At 68.5% G+C, this 16459-nt stretch carries 13 protein-coding genes; 5 read left to right on the top strand and 8 right to left on the bottom strand.

Going from position 1 to position 16459, the window contains the following annotated elements; translation table 11 throughout:
* Nucleotides 1–23 precede the first annotated feature (23 nt).
* The gene (locus tag VSR71_RS15570; protein WP_342914750.1) at nt 24–968 is read right to left on the bottom strand and encodes a LysR family transcriptional regulator; all 945 of its coding nucleotides are present in this window, start codon (nt 966–968) and stop codon (nt 24–26) included.
* Nucleotides 969–1081: 113 nt separating this feature from the next.
* On the opposite strand from VSR71_RS15570, the gene VSR71_RS15565 reads away from it, so the two are divergent.
* Complete coding sequence (locus tag VSR71_RS15565; RefSeq protein ID WP_342914749.1) at nt 1082–2083, top strand: NAD-dependent epimerase/dehydratase family protein; 1002 nt, start codon at nt 1082–1084, stop codon at nt 2081–2083.
* Here VSR71_RS15565 and VSR71_RS15560 read toward each other — a convergent pair.
* The 4 genes from VSR71_RS15560 to VSR71_RS15545 all read right to left on the bottom strand — a co-directional run bounded on the left by VSR71_RS15560 (nt 2037) and on the right by VSR71_RS15545 (nt 9224).
* Nucleotides 2037–3065, bottom strand: coding sequence for a transporter (locus tag VSR71_RS15560; RefSeq protein ID WP_342914748.1), 1029 nt, complete (start codon nt 3063–3065; stop codon nt 2037–2039). The two genes, VSR71_RS15565 and VSR71_RS15560, sit on opposite strands and share 47 nt — an antisense overlap.
* A gap of 159 nt (nt 3066–3224) precedes the next feature.
* Complete coding sequence (locus tag VSR71_RS15555) at nt 3225–4955, bottom strand: diguanylate cyclase (RefSeq protein ID WP_342914747.1); 1731 nt, start codon at nt 4953–4955, stop codon at nt 3225–3227.
* 229 nt (nt 4956–5184) lie between these two features.
* The gene (locus VSR71_RS15550; protein WP_342914746.1) at nt 5185–5526 is read right to left on the bottom strand and encodes a hypothetical protein; all 342 of its coding nucleotides are present in this window, start codon (nt 5524–5526) and stop codon (nt 5185–5187) included.
* Between the two features lie 110 nt (nt 5527–5636).
* Entirely contained in the window at nt 5637–9224 is a 3588-nt protein-coding gene (locus VSR71_RS15545; RefSeq protein WP_342914745.1) for an indolepyruvate ferredoxin oxidoreductase family protein, read from the bottom strand.
* Between the two features lie 116 nt (nt 9225–9340).
* Between VSR71_RS15545 and VSR71_RS15540 the strand changes: the two genes are divergently transcribed.
* Together VSR71_RS15540 and VSR71_RS15535 are read left to right on the top strand one after the other, a co-directional pair.
* The gene (locus VSR71_RS15540; RefSeq protein ID WP_342914744.1) at nt 9341–10276 is read left to right on the top strand and encodes a LysR substrate-binding domain-containing protein; all 936 of its coding nucleotides are present in this window, start codon (nt 9341–9343) and stop codon (nt 10274–10276) included.
* Between the two features lie 129 nt (nt 10277–10405).
* Nucleotides 10406–10978 carry a molybdopterin-dependent oxidoreductase gene (locus VSR71_RS15535; RefSeq protein WP_342914743.1) on the top strand — a complete coding sequence of 191 codons (573 nt, stop codon included), beginning with the start codon at nt 10406–10408 and terminating at the stop codon, nt 10976–10978.
* 89 nt (nt 10979–11067) lie between these two features.
* Here VSR71_RS15535 and VSR71_RS15530 read toward each other — a convergent pair whose 3' ends face one another.
* Complete coding sequence (locus VSR71_RS15530) at nt 11068–11547, bottom strand: carboxymuconolactone decarboxylase family protein (RefSeq protein ID WP_342914742.1); 480 nt, start codon at nt 11545–11547, stop codon at nt 11068–11070.
* A gap of 376 nt (nt 11548–11923) precedes the next feature.
* Between VSR71_RS15530 and VSR71_RS15525 the strand changes: the two genes are divergently transcribed.
* A complete protein-coding gene (locus VSR71_RS15525; RefSeq protein WP_342914741.1) occupies nt 11924–12796 on the top strand; it encodes a MipA/OmpV family protein in 873 nt (290 codons plus the stop codon).
* Nucleotides 12797–12901: 105 nt separating this feature from the next.
* Here the strand turns inward: VSR71_RS15525 and VSR71_RS15520 are convergent, their stop codons facing one another.
* Both VSR71_RS15520 and VSR71_RS15515 read right to left on the bottom strand, forming a co-directional pair.
* The gene (locus VSR71_RS15520) at nt 12902–14203 is read right to left on the bottom strand and encodes a UDP-N-acetylglucosamine 1-carboxyvinyltransferase (RefSeq protein WP_342914740.1); all 1302 of its coding nucleotides are present in this window, start codon (nt 14201–14203) and stop codon (nt 12902–12904) included.
* Between the two features lie 184 nt (nt 14204–14387).
* Nucleotides 14388–15449 carry a VWA domain-containing protein gene (locus tag VSR71_RS15515; RefSeq protein WP_342914739.1) on the bottom strand — a complete coding sequence of 354 codons (1062 nt, stop codon included), beginning with the start codon at nt 15447–15449 and terminating at the stop codon, nt 14388–14390.
* A gap of 74 nt (nt 15450–15523) precedes the next feature.
* Between VSR71_RS15515 and VSR71_RS15510 the strand changes: the two genes are divergently transcribed.
* On the top strand, nt 15524–16447 hold the full coding sequence (locus VSR71_RS15510) for a trypsin-like peptidase domain-containing protein (protein WP_342914738.1): 924 nt from the start codon (nt 15524–15526) through the stop codon (nt 16445–16447).
* Nucleotides 16448–16459 lie beyond the last annotated feature (12 nt).

The following is a 16459-nucleotide window of genomic DNA, read 5'->3' as shown; positions in this document are numbered from 1 at the left end:
ATATCCGGTGGTGGCCCGGATGATCAAGGCAACAGGCGTGACACCGCAGCAAGGCCCCGATCGGCGCCGCGGCTAAGTCCCTTCCCCGCGTAGCCGCGCAACCCCGCGGCCAGCGCGGCAAAGGTCACCGCGCAGCGCGCACTGCCGCGCAAGTCCTCATGCATCGCTACCCAGGTATCCATCGCCACGGAAAACTCGCTGTGCAGCACCCTGACCAGCCGCGGGTCGCGCGCCGCCAGCGCGGAATGGCACACGCCGATGCCGACCCCGGCACGGATCGCGCCCAGCTGGGCCAGGTCGCTGTCGGCGCGAAAGGCCAGGCGCTGGCGCGAGAAAGCCGGAAAGCGCTCCAGCAAGCGGCGGATGAACGGCGTCTCGCGGTCGAAACCGATCACGGCAAACCCCGGCAGTTCCTCCAGCGACTGCGGCACCCCGTGCGCGGCCAGGTAGCGCTCATGCGCATGCAGCCCCAGTTCGATGCCGCCGACGCGCTGCGCCACCAGCGCATCCTGCTCGGGCCGGAACATCCGCACGGCGATATCGGCTTCGCGATGCAGCAGGTCGTCGACGCGGTTCGACAGCACCAGTTCGATCTCCAGCGCCGGGTGGGCTTCGCGCAGTGCGGCGAGGATCGGCGGCAGCACTTCGACGCCGACCACTTCGCTCGCCGACAGCCGCACCGTGCCGCGCACGCCTGCGCCGTGCCCGCTGGCGGCGCGCCGCATGGCCGCCGCGGTGGCGGCTAGTCCGGCGGCATAGGGCCGCAGTGCGTGCGCGGCGTCGGTGGGGGCGAAGCCGTCGAAGGAGCGCGTGAAGAGCTTCAGGCCCAGCGCGGCCTCAAGACTGTCGATATGGCGGCCGACGGTCGGCTGCGTCAGCCCCATCGCGCGCCCGGCAGCCGACAGCGAGCCGGTTTCCAGCACGTGGAGGAAGGTGCGGTACCACTCCCAGTTCGGTTCGCCGGCCATGGCTATGCATTTTTGTTTAGCGACCAGCCGATTATAGGTAATTTTCTTTTTGCTCAGGTGGCCGCAGACTGGCCTGCATCGGATCACGGCACTGCCCAACAAAGGAGACTCCCATGTCCAAGATCGCGCTCTTTGGCGCCGCTGGCGCCATCGGCCACAGCATCGCCGCCGCGCTGGCAATCCGGGGCGAGCCGTATCGCGTGGTCGGCCGCGCTACGGCGCGCCTGCACCAGGCCTTCGGGGCCGACCCGCTCGCCGAGATCGTCACCTGGGATCCCGACTCGCCGGCGTCCGTCCAGGCCGCGGCGCGCGGCATCGACACGCTGGTCTACATGGTCGGCGTCGACTACTGGCGCTTCGACCTGCACCCGGAACTGCTGCGCAAGACACTGGATGGCGCGGTCGCTGCCGGCGTCAGGCAGTTCGTCCTGATCGGCACGGTCTACCCGTATGGGCGCGTCCAGGGCGGCAATCCGGTCAGCGAGAACCACCCGCGCGCGCCGCATACCTTCAAGGGCCGCATGCGCAAGGCGCAGGAAGACCTGCTGATGCAGGCCGACGCCGCCGGCCGCATCCGCGCCACGGTGCTGCGGCTGCCCGACTTCTACGGCCCGGGCGTGCAGGCCAGCCTGCTGCACCGCGCCGCGCAGGCTGCCGCAGGTGGCGGCACCGCGGACCTGATCGGGCCGATCGACGCGCCGCACGAGTTCGTCTATGTGCCGGACGTGGGGCCGGTGGTGGCGCGGCTGGCCGACACGCCGGCGGCCTTCGGCAGGATCTGGCACCTGGCCGGCGCCGGCGTCACAACACAGCGCGAGCTGGTGTCGGAGATGGAAAGGCAGACCGGCCGCCGGCTCAGGCTGCGCGTCGCCGGCAAGGGCATGCTGCGCCTGCTCGGGCTGTTCAACCCGTTCATGCGCGAACTGGTCGAGATGCACTACCTGATGACCGACCCGCTGATCCTGGACGATGCCGCGCTGCAGCGGCTGATCGGGCCGATCCGCAAGACGCCATACGCCGAGGGCATCCGGCACACGCTGGCGGCATGCCGGCCCGGCCGGGGCGCGCCTAAGCCTGCTGCTTGCGGAAGGCCCAGCGCCCCGCCAGCACGGTGAAGCTGGCCACCAGCGCCACCAGCACCCAGAAGCCGTGCGGATGCTCGGCCAGCGGGACGCCGCCCACGTTCATGCCGAAGAAGCCCGCCACGATATTGATCGGCAGCGCCAGCACCGTCACCATCGTCAGCGTGAACAGCGTGCGGTTGGTCTGCTCGTTGAGCTTGGCGGCGATCTCTTCCTGCAACAGCTTGATGCGTTCGACCAGCGCGGCAAGGTCGTTGAGCACCAGCGAAAACTCTTCGGTCGATTCGCGCAGCTCCTGCAGGTCGGTTTCCTGCAGCCACGCCGGCGGCCGGTTCAGCAGCCGGAACAGCGCGCCCGGCTCCGGCGCCAGCAGCCGTTGCAGCCGCACCAGGCCGCGCCGCATCGCGCCCAGGTCGGCCCGGTTGCCCTGCAGGCGCTGCGACAGCAACTGGTCCTCGATCTGGTCGACGTTCACGCCGGTCTCGCGCACGATCTGCACCAGCACATCGGCCTGGTCGCGCAGCAGGTGCACCATCAGGTCCAGCGGCGAGCGGAAGACCTCGCCATGCCGCACCGCCTCGCGCAGCCGGTCCACCGAGCGCAGCGGGCGCGCCCGGGCCGTGACCAGCAGGCGGCGGTCGGCGTGGACCCACATGGTCGAGATGTCCGTCGATGTGACGCCGAAGTTGTAGATCACATCGTTGACCACGGCCAGCAAGGCCGCGTCCAGACGCTCGATCCGGGTCGAGCGCGAGCCCTGGCGCAGCGCCTCGAAGTACTCGTCCGGCAGCCCGAGATGCGCCTTCATCCAGCGCTCGCAGGCGCTGTGCGACAGGTTGAAATGCAGCCAGACGAAGGGGCGCTCGGGCGCTGCAGCCGGCGGCGCCTGCTGCAGCCACACCGCCGCGCCCTGCGAATCGATCTCGCGCACGGCCCCGCCGGGCGCGAACAGGAAACCGCTGACCAGGCCGACCGGGTCCGATCCATAGCCCGCCTCGACAATGCCCGCTTGCATGCCTGCTCCCTTCACATGAAATTTGCCTCGCGCGACGTTATCACGCCGCGATGACAGTGTCGGAAAATGAAGGCACGGGCGCCTGGCGTGGCCAGTCACAGAACATCGACTTGGCCTGCGCCAGGATCTTGTCACAGACCTGCTTCGTGACTTCGGCCTTCAGGCCGCTGCCTGCTGCGCCACCACCCGGTTGCGCCCGCCGGCTTTCGCGGCGTACAGCCGCTGATCCGCTACGAGCACCAGCGCTTCGAGATCGTTGGTGCCGTCCGGAACGATCTGCGCCACGCCGAACGATGCCGTGAAGCGGATATTGCCCTTGCCGATGGCGTCCGCAGCAGGCTCGCAGGACAGGTCGCCCACGGCCTCCCGCAATTGTTCCGCCACCGCGGCGGCATCGGCTACCCCGGTACGCGGCAGCAGGATGGCGAATTCCTCCCCGCCCAGCCGCGCCGCCAGGTCGACGCTGCGCACACGGGTGCGCAATACCTGCGCCACCTGCCGCAGCACGATGTCGCCGCTGGGGTGGCCCCAATGATCGTTGATGCGCTTGAAGTGGTCGATGTCGAGCATGATCAGCGCGATCGGCAGCTGCTCGCGCGCGCAGTGCGCGTATTCAAGCGCAAAGCGCGCGGTGAAGACGCGGCGGTTGGCCAGGCCGGTCAGCGCGTCGGTTTCCGCCAGCGCGCGCAGCGCTTCGCCGCGCGCGAGGTAATGGCCGAACAGCGTATGCACCACCATCAGCGTGAGGCACAGCAGCAGCGCCAGCGCGGCGGCACCGGCCCCCACCGCGCCGCTGAGGCGCGCGGCGCTGCGCAGCATCACGTCGTGCGTCGACACCACATCGATCATGACGAGGTCGCTGTCCGCCAGCTTGCGGAAGATCAGCCGGTTGCCGTCGGGCTGCCGCAGGATGCCTGTGCCGGCCTGGAACATGCGGGCGACCGTGCCGGCCGCCATCGTTTCGCCGAGCACGCCGGCCAGGGTTTCGCCGCGGCTGACGCTGCGCGCGCTCGCGCCGACCAGCCCGCCGTCGCGGTCGACCAGGAAGCCGCGCACGGCGTCATGGGGCGCGCTGCCCAGCAACTCGTCCAGGCTGCGCCGCGCGATCTCCGAGACGACCACGCCCCGGAATGCCTGGCCCAGGTAGACCGGCAGGCTGAGCAGCAAGGACTGGTCGCCGCTGCCGTCCGACGCCTCGGCCAGCGCCCACGTCAGCATCCCGTTCCGGCCCGGGCGCGGCGCGTTTTCATGGAAATAAGGGGCCGCGGCATGGCGGCGCAGCATGGCAAGCACCTGCCCTTCGCCGATGGACGGGCGCGAAACGACGAAGCCGTTGCGGGACACATAGGTTATGCGCCGCTGCAGCGTCGAGCCCGCGGGTGTCGCCCCCAGCAGGTGGCTCATCGCACGGGCGATATCCAGGCCCCGCATCAGCTCCGCGTCGTTGCGCGCAAAGCCGTCGAGTCCCCCGACCTGCGCCTCGCCCACGCCGACCACCGCCGCGTCGCCATGCGAAGGCAGTGTCCAGGTGTCGGCATGACGGCGTTCGAACGCCTGCAGCAGGTCCGCGTCGGGATGGAACGGCTCGAGTTGCTGCAGCCGCAACAGGTGCCCGGCGTAGTTGCGCAGGCTGCGCAGGCGCTCCGCTTCCAGGTTGAGCAAGGCATCGATGGCCTGCACCCGCATCCGTTGCGTCTGCTGCAGCGACTCGATGTCCCGGTCGCGCGCCTGCAGCAGGCCGCGGAACAGGATCAGCAGCAGCAGGACGATGGCGATGCCGAACGACACCACAACGATGCGGTGCGGAAACCTGACCGCGAAGCCCCACCACTTGCCGAGCAGTGAGGCCGAGCCATTCGGTGGTGTGGCCAGATCCAGTTCCTTCGGCATTCCGTCATCCGGGGCGGCGGTGGCGCGTGGTCGATGGCGACAAGACCCGCGGATCCTGTGCGGCAGCCATCATCGCAGAGGACATTTGCCGGCTGGAAGTGAATTCTGTGGAAGCCGAGTTAAATAAATTTCCCGCCGAATGATGACGATGCGCAACTTCCCTGCGAGTCTCGCATGGGGACGCCGTGCCCGCCGGCAAGCCGGCCCAGTGCCGGCCCTGCCGGCCCGCTCAGCGCTGACCCGCATCGAAGGCCTTCCGCCAGACATCATGGTCCGGCGGATAGACCGCGTCGAAATGCTCGCGCAGCGCGGCGATCTCCTGCACGATCGCGAACGAGAAGCCCTGGCGGCCGCCGCGGTCGTCGAACTGCAGGCCGTTCAGGTACTGCCGGCAACCGACCGCATCAAACCACTTGGCGGCGATGGTATTGATGATCCGCGGGAAGGCCCGCCCGAGTTCGACCGGGCGGACCGCTTCGGGCAGCTCGGCCATCCAGCGGATGGTCTCGCGGCGCAGCGTCAGGTCATCGTCGGTGGCGGTCTTGCGGTGGAAGGCTGGGTCTTGCGTCAAGGGAGTCTCCGGGTGCAGCCGGCAGGATAGCCGATTGTGGCCGGACCATGTCAGGTCCGGCCAGCCCGGGCTTTCCCCCAGGTTTTCCTCCGCCCGCACGCCGGCAAGGCTCAGGCCGCGGCCCGGCGCGCCACCCCGCGATACTGCGCCAGCAGGGCTTCGCGGCGCGTGGCCGCAGCCTGCATGCTGGCTTCCTTGACGTGGCCGTAGCCGCGGATATCGTCGGGCAACGCGGCCAGCGCCAGCGCGGTGTCGAGCTTGTCGGCGTCCAGCGAGGCGGCGAACTCGTCGACCATCGCCAGGTAGTCGGCCACCAGCGCGCGCTCCGCACGACGCTCAGCGGTCTTGCCGAACACGTCGAACGCGGTGCCACGCAGGCCTTTCAGGCGGGCCAGCAGGCGGAAGGCGGTCAGCGTGCGTGGGCCGAAGCGGCGCTTCACGGGATGGCCCTTGCTGTCGGTCTTGCCCGCATTCGCCAGCGTGGGCGGAGCCAGCCAGAAATTGAGCTGGTAGTCGCGGCCAGGCTCGCCTTCGAACTGCGCGCGCAGCTTGTCGAGGAACGCCGGATCGGCGTACAGGCGTGCCACCTCGTACTCGTCTTTGTACGCCATCAGCTTGGCCAGGTTGCGCGCCACCGCTTCGGTCAGCGGCAGCTTGCGGTCGGTGCCCAGCTTCTGCTCGGCGCCGCGGATGCGCTCGACCGCGTCCCGGTAGCGCCGGGCGTACGCGGCGTCCTGGTAGTCGGTCAGCATTGCCTCGCGCTTGCGGATCAGCGTGTCGAGCGTCTGCGGCAACGCCACCACCTGGGCAGCCGGCGCACTCGGCGCATGCGGCAGCAGTGCCTTGTTCTGGCGCAGCGCGGCCTCGCCGTGGTGCGCGAGATACCGGCCCCATTCGAACGCCTGCCGGTTCTTGTCGATCGACACGCCGTTGAGCTCGATCGCGCGCAGCAGGCTGGCATGCTGCAGCGGGATCCAGCCCTTTTGCCAGGCAAAGCCAAGCAGCAGCGGGTTGGAGTAGATGGCATCCGCCAGCAGCGTCACCGCCCAGGCGCTGGCGTCGATAAAGGCGCTGGCCTCGCCCACGCTGTTGCGCAGGTCCTGCTCGGCGCTGGCGCCGGGGAACTGCCACTTCGGGTTCTTGATGAACTCGGCGGTCGGGGTGTTGGCGCTGTTGACCACCGCGGCGGTCACGCCGTGCCGGGTCTTGGACAGCACCTCGGCCGAGGCGGAGACGATGGCGTCGCCGCCGATCACCAGCCGCGCGTCGCCGGTGGCGATGCGCGTGGCATGCAGGTCGTGCGGCGCCGGTGCGATCTGCACGTGGCTGATCACCGCCCCGCCCTTCTGCGCCAGGCCCGCCATGTCGAGCACGGTGACACCCTTGCGCTCCAGGTGCGCGGCCATGCCCAGCAGGCCGCCGATGGTCACCACGCCGGTGCCGCCCACGCCCGTCACCAGCACGCCGTACGGCCGTTCCAGCGCGGGTAGCGAAGGCATCGGCAGCGCCTCGAAATCAGCGCCGGCGCCCTTGCCTCCCGCCGCCGCCGGCTTGCGCACCTGCGCGCCCTCGGCGGTGACGAAGCTGGGGCAGAAGCCGTTGACGCAGGAGAAATCCTTGTTGCACGACGACTGGTTGATCCGGCGCTTGGTGCCCAGTTCCGTCTCCAGCGGTTCCACCGACAGGCAGTTCGACTTGGCCGAGCAGTCGCCGCAGCCTTCGCAGACCGCATCGTTGATAAAGGCGCGCTTTGCCGGATCCGGATAGGTGCCGCGCTTGCGGCGCCGGCGCTTCTCGGTGGCGCAGGTCTGGTCGTAGATCAGGATGGTGACGCCCTCGGTGTCGCGCAGCTCCAGCTGCACGGCATCGAGCTGATCGCGATGGAACACGGTCACGCCGGACGGCAGCATGCTGCCGTCGCCATACTTCTGCGGCTCGTCGGTGACGACGACCAACTTCTTCGCGCCCTCGGCCAGCACCTGATGGGCGATCTGCGGCACGGTCAGCACGCCGTCGATGGGCTGGCCGCCGGTCATCGCGACCGCGTCGTTGAACAGGATCTTGTAGGTGATGTTGGCCTTTGCCGCGATCGAGGCGCGGATCGCCAGCAGCCCCGAGTGGAAATACGTGCCGTCGCCCAGGTTGGCGAACACGTGCTTGTCGCCGGTGAAATGCATCTGGCCGGTCCACGCCACCCCTTCGCCGCCCATCTGGCTGAAGGTGTCGGTGTTGCGGTCCATCCACAAGGTCATGTAGTGGCAGCCGATGCCGGCCAGCGCGCGCGATCCTTCCGGCACGCGCGTGGAGGTGTTGTGCGGGCAGCCCGAGCAGAACCACGGCTTGCGCTCGGCCGAGATGCGCGGCTGCATGGCCTCGCGCTCCTTGGCCTCGATCACCGCAACGCGCGCGGCGATGCGGGCGCGTACGGCTTCCGGCAGGTCGAAGCGCTCCAGCCGCCGGGCGATGGCCTTGGCGATCAGCGCCGGCGACAGCTCGTAGTGCGCCGGCAGCAGCCAGTTGCCGCGCGGCACCGACCATTCGCCGCCGTCGTTGCCGCGCTGGTCGAACTTGCCGAACACCTTGGGCCGCACGTCTTCGCGCCAGTTGTACAGCTCTTCCTTGAGCGCGTATTCCAGGATCTGGCGCTTCTCTTCCACCACCAGGATTTCTTCCAGGCCGGTGGCGAATTCACGCGCCCCGTGGGCCTCCAGCGGCCACACGCAGCCGACCTTGTAGACGCGGATGCCGATGCGGGCACAGGTCTCGTCATCGAGGCCGAGGTCGGCCAGCGCCTGGCGCACGTCCAGGTACGCCTTGCCTGCGGTCATGATGCCGAAGCGCGCGTTGGGCGAGTCGAGCACCACGCGGTTCAGGCGGTTGGCGCGGACATAGGCCAGCGCCGCATACCACTTGTGGTCGAGCAGCCGCGCTTCCTGTTCCAGCGGGGTATCGGGCCAGCGGATATTGAGGCCGCCGGCCGGCATGGCAAAGTCTTGCGGCAGCACCACCTGCACGCGGTCGGGGTCGATCTCGACCGAGGCGGTCGACTCGACCACGTCAGTGACGCACTTCATCGACACCCACAGGCCGGAATAGCGGCTCATGGCCCAGCCATGCAGGCCGTAGTCGAGGTATTCCTGCACGTTGGCCGGATACAGCACCGGGATGCCGGCGGCCTGCAGCACGTGCTCGGACTGGTGCGCGACGGTGGAGGACTTGGCGGCATGGTCGTCGCCGGCCAGCAGCAGCACGCCGCCATGGCGCGACGAGCCGGCGGAATTGGCATGCTTGAGCACGTCGATGGACCGGTCCACGCCCGGGCCCTTGCCGTACCACATCGAGAACACGCCATCGCGCGAGGCGTTGGGGAACAGGTTGACCTGCTGCGAACCCCACACCGCGGTGGCGGCCAGGTCCTCGTTGACGCCGGGCTGGAACACCACGTCGCTGGCAGCCAGGTGCTGCTTGGCCTTCCACAGCGCCTGGTCGACGCCGCCCAGCGGCGAGCCTCGGTAGCCGGAGATAAAGCCGGCCGTGTTCAGCCCGGCGGCGCGGTCGCGCGCCTTCTGCAGCATCGGCAGCCGGACCAGCGCCTGGACGCCGCTCATGTAGACGCGGCCTTTGTCCAGGGTGTACTTGTCGTCCAGGCTGGCGCTGGCGAGGGTGTCGAGCAGGGCGTGGGGAAGGGGTGCGTTCACGATGTCTCCGTGCTTTGTATTCTGGTGTCCGGAGCAGTGTAGGAACCCCGCCGGCTATCGTAAAATCAAGAATTCAAAGACCTGATATCCGCAAAACGGATATCGCGGAGACGATCATGGCCAAGGCGCGCGAAGCCTCGGAGAGACTTGCCAAGGAAATCACATTGCGGCAGTTCCGCTACTTTGTCGCGGCGGCGGAAACCGGACAGTTCTCGATGGCGGCCACCGCGGAGCACGTATCGCAGTCGGCGGTGACCAATGCCGTGCTGGCGCTGGAGCAGCGGCTGGCCGTGCGCCTGTTCGAGCGGCGCCCGCACGGCGTGACGCTGACGGCGGAAGGCCACCTGTTCTACCAGCATGCGCGCCAGATCCTGGATTCGGTCGAGGATGCGCTGCGCGAGCCGCGCTTCCAGGTGCACGGCCTGCAAGGCAGCGTGCGGCTGGCCGCCTCCTATACCGTGCTCGGCTACTTCCTGCCGGGCTTGCTGGCGCGCTTCCGCACCAACTACCCGGACATCGAGCTGGACCTGCTCGACATGGACCGGCCGGATATCGAGCGCGCCGTGCTGGCGGGCGAAATCGAGCTGGGCATCGCGCTGCTGTCCAACCTGGAACGGCCGCAGCGCTTCAAACGCCACACGCTGATGCGCTCCCGGCGCCAGCTGTGGACCTCGGCCAGCCATCCGCTGCTGGAGATCGAACGACCGTCGCTGCGCGACATCGCGGCCTACCCGTACATCCTGATCACGGTCGACGAGGCCGAGGAATCGACCATGCGCTACTGGCGCAGCCTGAGGCTCTCGCCCAACGTCGCCTTCCGCACCGGGTCGATGGAGGCACTGCGCGGGCTGGTCGCGCACGGCTTCGGCGTCACCGTGCTGTCCGACATGGTGTACCGGCCGTGGTCGCTGGAAGGCAAGCAGATCGAAGCCCGGCCGATCGCCAACGCGGTGCCGGACATGGAGGTCGGCATGCTGTGGCAGCCCGGGCGCAAGCTGGGCAAGCCGGCCGATGCGCTGCGGGAATTCCTGATCCATGCGTGCGGCAGCTGATGGGCTCATCGACCGAGATCAGCGGCTGACGAAATAAAGCGTTTGCCAAGTCCGCGGGGCGGCAATAAGTTACGGTATGCGCGCGTCGCGCAACGCTGCGGCACCCGCCGTCAATTCTCGAAGGAACCCATGCCACGGCTCACCGTCCAGGCCGCATTGCTGGCTGCCACGCTGCTGTGGGGCCCGGCCTTCGCCCAGGTTTCCGAATCCGTCCACGTCGGCGGCAACGTCGCCAATCCGCTCGACCTGACCGTCGCCGACCTGCGCACCATGCCGCGCCACCAGCTTGACGACGTGCGCAAGATCCGTGGCGCAAACGGCAAGGCGCAGGCCGGGGAGCCGGCACGCCGCCGCTATGTCGGCGTCCGGCTGCGCGAGATCCTTGACTGCGCCTTCCCCACCGAACCGAAGCGCCACGACCTGCGCCGCAGCATCGTGGTGGTCACCGCGACCGACGGCTACCAGGCGGTGTTCTCCTGGGCCGAGCTGTACCTGAGCCCGATCGGCGACGGCGTGCTGGTCTACTACGAGCGCGACGGCAAGCCGCTGGACGACCGCGAAGGACGCATCGCACTGGTCTCGCTGCAGGACACCAGCCGCGGCGCACGCCATGTGCGGTCGGTCCAGCGCATCGAGATCCGGCGGATCGACGATCCCCCGCGGTCGCCTGACGCCACTGCCGGGACGCCACAGCAGAAGTAAGCGGGGGCGCCCCACGGCCGGCTGCAGGGCCAGCAGCCCGCCGAGTACCAGTGCGGCGATGCCGTATTGTCTGGCGCGTTTCGCGATGGCTATTCCAGGTTGGCCTTGTCGAGGCCGTAGGCTTTGTCGGAAGAACCCGGCACGGTACGGAAGGCCACGTTCAAGCGGTTCCAGCCGTTGATGGACATGACCAGGAAGGTCAGGTCGGACAGTTCTTGCTCGGACAGGTGTTCGCGCACGCGCTCATAGACATCGTCGGGCACGCCCGGTGCCGGCAGGTTGGTCAGCACCTCGGTCCATGCCAGCGCGGCGCGTTCGCGCGGCTGGAACAGCGTCGATTCGCGCCAGATCGCCACATGGTGCAGGCGCAGCTCGCGCTCGCCGCGGATGCGAGCCTGCTTCACGTGCATGTCGAGGCAGAAGGCGCAGCCATTGAGCTGCGAGGCGCGGATCTCGACGAGGTCGCGGATCGACGCCTCGATCGAGCTGTTGTCGAGCAGCGTGGTGAATTCCAGGTACTTCTTGAACAGCTCGGGGGATTGCTTGATGTAGTTGATGCGTTGCGTCATGGTATCTCCTGCTGGATCGGTATTGCAGCGCTGGAAGGTGCTTCGAACGCAGCTTAGTTACTTCCGTCCGTTTGAGCAGCCCCCCGCGCTTGCACGCAGCGTCCAAGATTGCCGAACGATCGCGCTGGCGGCATAGGGTTCTGCGCATACCTTGGTTCCCCTGCCGCCATGGCTCGGCTATGGTGGAAGCATTCCCCCGCGCATGCGAGTCGCCGGGGGCCGCAAGGAGGGTTATGGACCTGCTTGACTGGATAACCGCCGTGGCAACCGTGGTGCTGGTGTATGCCGCGTTACGTCATCCGCTATATCCGCCCGGCTGGAACCGCCGGGACTGAAAAGGGGGCGCGGCGAGGCAGGCGTGTAAATCTTGCGCGGCGTGAAATCTCCCCGGTACGGCAAGCGGCGGCACAGGCGTTGCGGCGCGCTGGCGCTCGCCGCCGCCACATTCGGCACGACCTGCGCGGCACAGGACCTCGATGAAGTGGAGCGCCCGCTTTGGGAAGCCGGCCTTGGTCTGGGCGGTATCACCTTGCCGCACTACCGCGGCTCGGACCAACGCGCAAATCTGCTGCTTCCCGTGCCCTATTTCATCTACCGTGGCGAGCACCTGCGCGCCGACCGCAATGGCGTGCGCGGCAAGCTGTTCGACAGCGACCGTGTCGAGCTCAACGTCAGCCTGGGACTCTCGCTGCCGGTGAAAAGCGGCGACGACGACGCGCGCCGCGGCATGCCCGACCTGAAGACCGCCGTGGAAATCGGCCCCTCGCTGAACCTGACGTTATGGCACTCCGGCTCGGACAGCATCCGCCTCGACCTGCGGCTGCCGGTGCGGCTGGCATTGACCGTGGAATCGTCGCCCCGAGCAATCGGCTGGATCTTCTCGCCAAACCTGCATCTGGACATCGCCAACGTGGGCGGCTTCGCGGGCTGGAACCTGGGCGTCACGGCCGGGCCGCTGTTCGCCACCGCACGCTACAACCAGTACTTCTATGCGGTCGAGGCGCAGTTCGCGACCGCTACGCGCCCGGCTTACGCGGCCCACGGCGGCTACGCGGGCAGCATGGCGATGGCGACACTGTCGCACCGCTTCCGCCACGTCTGGCTGGGTGCGTTCCTGCGCTATGACCGCCTCGACGGCGCCACCTTCGACAACAGTCCGCTGGTCCGGCAAAAGGACGCACTCGCGGCCGGCGTGGCACTGACCTGGATTTTCGGCGAATCGGCGAGGCGGGTTCCCAGCCGGGAATAGCGCTTCCAACCCCAGCGCGTCCAATCCCGGCACACCAGCGCCGGCGAAGTCAATGTGGCGATCAATGATGCCGGCAACGCGGTGCGCTGCCGGCCGAGCTTTGAATCATTCCTCGCTGGTCCACTCGACATGGACGCCGAGGCTGCGCAGGTTCTCGACAAAGCGCGGATGCGCGCGCCGGATCGGCGTGGCGTTGCGGATTTCCGAGCGGCCTTCGATGCTTGCAGCAACCATGAACAGCGCGATCGCGACGCGGATGATGTACGGGCTTTCCACCACCGCCGGGGTCAGCGGGTTGCCGCCGAAGGTGATCAGCCGGTGCGGGTCCGACTGGAACACATGCGCACCGAACTTCGACAGCTCGCCGGTCCAGCCGAGCGCGCCGTCGTAGATCTTGTTCCAGAACATCGCATTGCCCTGCGCACGCACGCCCAGCGCGATAAAGATCGGCAGCAGGTCGACCGGGAAGTACGGCCACGGCGCGGCCTCCACCTTGGTCAGCACATTGCTGGTGAAAGGCGTCTGCACCTTCAGGGGCCCCTGCAGCAGCGCGCGCGACCAGCCGTCCTCATGCACCACCTGCACGCCGAACTTGGCGAAGGTGCGGTCGATCAGCGGGAAATTGTCCGGCGTGCTGTTGCGCACCACGACGTCGCCGCCGGTGATCGCGCCCAGCGCGAGGAAAGTGGTGATTTCGTGGAAATCTTCCTCGAACGTGAACTCGCCCCCGCGCAGCCGGGCGCCGCCGCGCACCGTCAGCCGCGAGGTGCCGATGCCGTCGATGTCGGCGCCCATCATCTGCATGAAGCGGCAGAACTCCTGCACATGCGGCTCGGACGCGGCATTGGTCAGCGTCGATTCGCCTTCGGCGGCCGCCGCGCACAGCACGAAGTTCTCGGTGGTGGTGACCGAGGCATAGTCGAGCCAGTGGTGCGTGGGCTTCAGCGGGCCGCCGCTGCGCACCAGCAGCGAGCCGCTGGCGCGCTCCACTGCGCCGCCGAACGAGCGGAAGATGTCGACGTGCGGGTCGATTTCGCGCACGCCCAGCGTGCAGCCCTTGACGTTGTCTTCCAGCCGCGCCACGCCGAAGCGGGCCAGCAGCGGCGGCACCAGCATGATCGACGAGCGCATTTCTTCCGGCAGGCGGTGCGTGGCCGCGTCGAAGGTGGTGTCGCGGTGGTGCAGGTCAAGCGTGCCGGTCGCTTCGTCGAGACGGACATCGCTGCCCAGCATGCGGAAAATATCGAGGATCTTGCGGACATCGGTGATGTCCGGCACGCCGTGCAGGCGTAGCGGCTGGTCGGTCAGCAGCGTGGCGCAAAGCACCGGCAGCACTGCATTCTTGTTGGCCGAAGGGATGATGCGGCCGCGCAGGGGCGTGCCACCGTGGACGATGAGATTGGACATGGGCGAAGCGGTCGGGTGGCGGGAAAGGCAGATCCGGTAAAACAAGCGTCCGGCATTGTACTGTCCCCGGGCACCGCGCCGGCTTGCGCGGACAAACGCCGCCGATTACGCCGGCAATGAAATGACCGCTACGCCCCTCAGGGCGTGATGCAGCCTGCGCTTGCGCACGTCGGTCAGCGGCCGGTCAGCGCCGGAACCACAGCAGCGACAGCGCGGATGCCAGCACCAGCAGCAGCACCGCTGCCGCCGACAACAGCGCACTGAGCTCGGTTTCCCGGCGCTCCAGCGCGAAACGGGCGCTGAGCTGGCGATAGACCTTGGTCAGGTCGGCGGCCGATCCCGCCTGGAAGTACTCGCCGCCGGTCAGCGTCGCCACCGCGCGCAGCGCTGGTTCGTCGAGTTGCATGAAGTACGCCAGGCTCGACTCCGGCACGCCGCCGCCCTGGGGCGAGCCGAAGCCCACGGTATAGACGCGCACGCCGCGCTCGGCCGCCATGCGCGCGGCGTCGATCGGGTCCGGGCCGGTGGTGCGGCGGCCGTCGCTGAGCAGGATCACCGCGCCATGCCGGTACGCGCCCGGCTGCATCGGCTGGCGCCCCTGCTCGCGCTTGCGGGCGGCCTCCGCGGCGGCGGCCTCGTCGAGCGACGGCGCGCGGCCGAACAGGGCCGCGCTGTCGCTGAAGAGAATCGCCTCCAGGTCAATGCCGTCGTCGGGAAACAGCACCGCCAGCGCCTGGATCAGTCCGCTGCCGGTGGCGGTGCCGCGCTGCAGCTGGACCCGATCCAGCGCGTCGAGCATGTCCTGGCGGTTGCTGGTCGGCGGCAGCACCACGGTCGCGGTGGCGGCGAAGGAGACGATGCCGAGCCGCACGCTGGCCGGAAGCCCCACGATCAGGTCACGCGCGGCCTGCTGCGCCGCGGCGATGCGCGTGGGCGGCACATCGGTGGCCTCCATGCTGCGCGAGGTGTCCATGGCGAGCACCAGCGTGATGGTGTCGGACGGCAGCGTGACAGTTGCGGTGGGCCGCGCGCACGCCAGCAGCGCCGCGCCCAGCGCGACCAGGAACAGCAATGGAGGGATGTGACGCCGCAGGCGTTGGCGCGGGCCGAGCGCGGCGCGGGGCAGCGCAAGGCTGGCATACAGCAGGGCGGATTTCTTGCGCCGCGCGAGCAGGTACAGGTAGGCAGCTGCCAGCACCGGGAGCGCCAGCAGCAACCAGAGCATCTGCGGCCAGAGAAACTGCATGCCCTGCTCCTTGGCGCGTGGTTAAGAGGATGGTACTGTATTTTTTAAGGCGGGACGGGACCTGGGGGGCTGCGATGAAACGGGTGACGATCTACGGGCTGGTCTCGGCGGCGGTCGTCGTGGTCGTCGCAGCGGGCGCGGCCATCGCCTTGCGGTCGCAGCCGCCAGCACGCGTGCTCAAGCAGTCAGATATCGACGCCGCGGTGCTGCACACACTGCAGACCAAGAGCCTGCCGTCGCGCACCGCCAGGGCGGCCGAGGCGGTCCGCGAATCGGTGGTCGAGATCCGCAGCTACACGCTGGAGGAAGATCCCGTGGAAGCGGCCTCGGCGCCGAAGGCCAAGCGTGATCCCCCTGCCACACGGCGCAAATCGTCGCCAGCCTCGCAGCCTGCGCCACAGGACGAGCTTGCCAGGCGCGAACCGCCCGCCGGCAAGGATCCGGCCGGCGGCAAGCGCGAAGCGCGCCACATCGGCTCGGGCGTGGTCGTGACCGAAACCGGCATGGTGCTGACCAGCTACCACGTCGTCGCCGATGCCAAGCGGCTGGAGGTCAGGTTCCACGATGGCCACATGGCCGAAGCCACCGTGGTGCAGGCCTTCCCCGAAAAAGACCTCGCCGTGGTCCGGCCCAAGACCATTCCCGACGACCTGCCGGCGGCGACACTCGGCTCCAGCCGTGAACTGGCGCCCGGCAGCGAAGTCGTGGCGGTCGGCTTCCCCTTCGGCATCGGCCCGTCGGTGTCGGCGGGCGTGGTTTCCGGGCTCGACCGCCATTTCGTCTCGCCCGACCGCAAGCAGAGCCTGGACAAGCTCATTCAGTTCGACGCAGCCGCCAACCCGGGCAATTCGGGCGGGCCGCTGGTGAACATGGACGGCGAAGTAATCGGCATCGTCACCGCCATCCTCAACCCTAACCAGAGCGGCACTTTCCTCGGTATCGGCTTTGCCGTCACCATCGAGAGCGCCGGCGTTGCCATCGGATCTTCTCCTTTCTGAAACGTGGGGGCC

This window comes from Cupriavidus oxalaticus, assembly GCF_038900635.1.
Lineage (GTDB): Bacteria > Pseudomonadota > Gammaproteobacteria > Burkholderiales > Burkholderiaceae > Cupriavidus > Cupriavidus oxalaticus_B.
This window is presented reverse-complemented; position numbering and strand designations above follow the sequence as displayed.

Bases quoted from the DNA above. Each gene is read 5' to 3' on its own strand.
- VSR71_RS15530 (WP_342914742.1), bottom strand. From the start codon at position 11,547: ATGACGCAACGCATCAACTACATCAAGCAATCCCCCGAGCTGTTCAAG.
- VSR71_RS15520 (WP_342914740.1), bottom strand. From the start codon at position 14,203: ATGTCCAATCTCATCGTCCACGGTGGCACGCCCCTGCGCGGCCGCATC.
- VSR71_RS15560 (WP_342914748.1), bottom strand. From the start codon at position 3,065: ATGCAAGCGGGCATTGTCGAGGCGGGCTATGGATCGGACCCGGTCGGC.
- VSR71_RS15515 (WP_342914739.1), bottom strand. From the start codon at position 15,449: ATGCAGTTTCTCTGGCCGCAGATGCTCTGGTTGCTGCTGGCGCTCCCG.
- VSR71_RS15540 (WP_342914744.1), top strand. From the start codon at position 9,341: ATGGCCAAGGCGCGCGAAGCCTCGGAGAGACTTGCCAAGGAAATCACA.
- VSR71_RS15565 (WP_342914749.1), top strand. From the start codon at position 1,082: ATGTCCAAGATCGCGCTCTTTGGCGCCGCTGGCGCCATCGGCCACAGC.
- VSR71_RS15555 (WP_342914747.1), bottom strand. From the start codon at position 4,955: ATGCCGAAGGAACTGGATCTGGCCACACCACCGAATGGCTCGGCCTCA.
- VSR71_RS15510 (WP_342914738.1), top strand. From the start codon at position 15,524: ATGAAACGGGTGACGATCTACGGGCTGGTCTCGGCGGCGGTCGTCGTG.
- VSR71_RS15570 (WP_342914750.1), bottom strand. From the start codon at position 968: ATGGCCGGCGAACCGAACTGGGAGTGGTACCGCACCTTCCTCCACGTG.
- VSR71_RS15535 (WP_342914743.1), top strand. From the start codon at position 10,406: ATGCCACGGCTCACCGTCCAGGCCGCATTGCTGGCTGCCACGCTGCTG.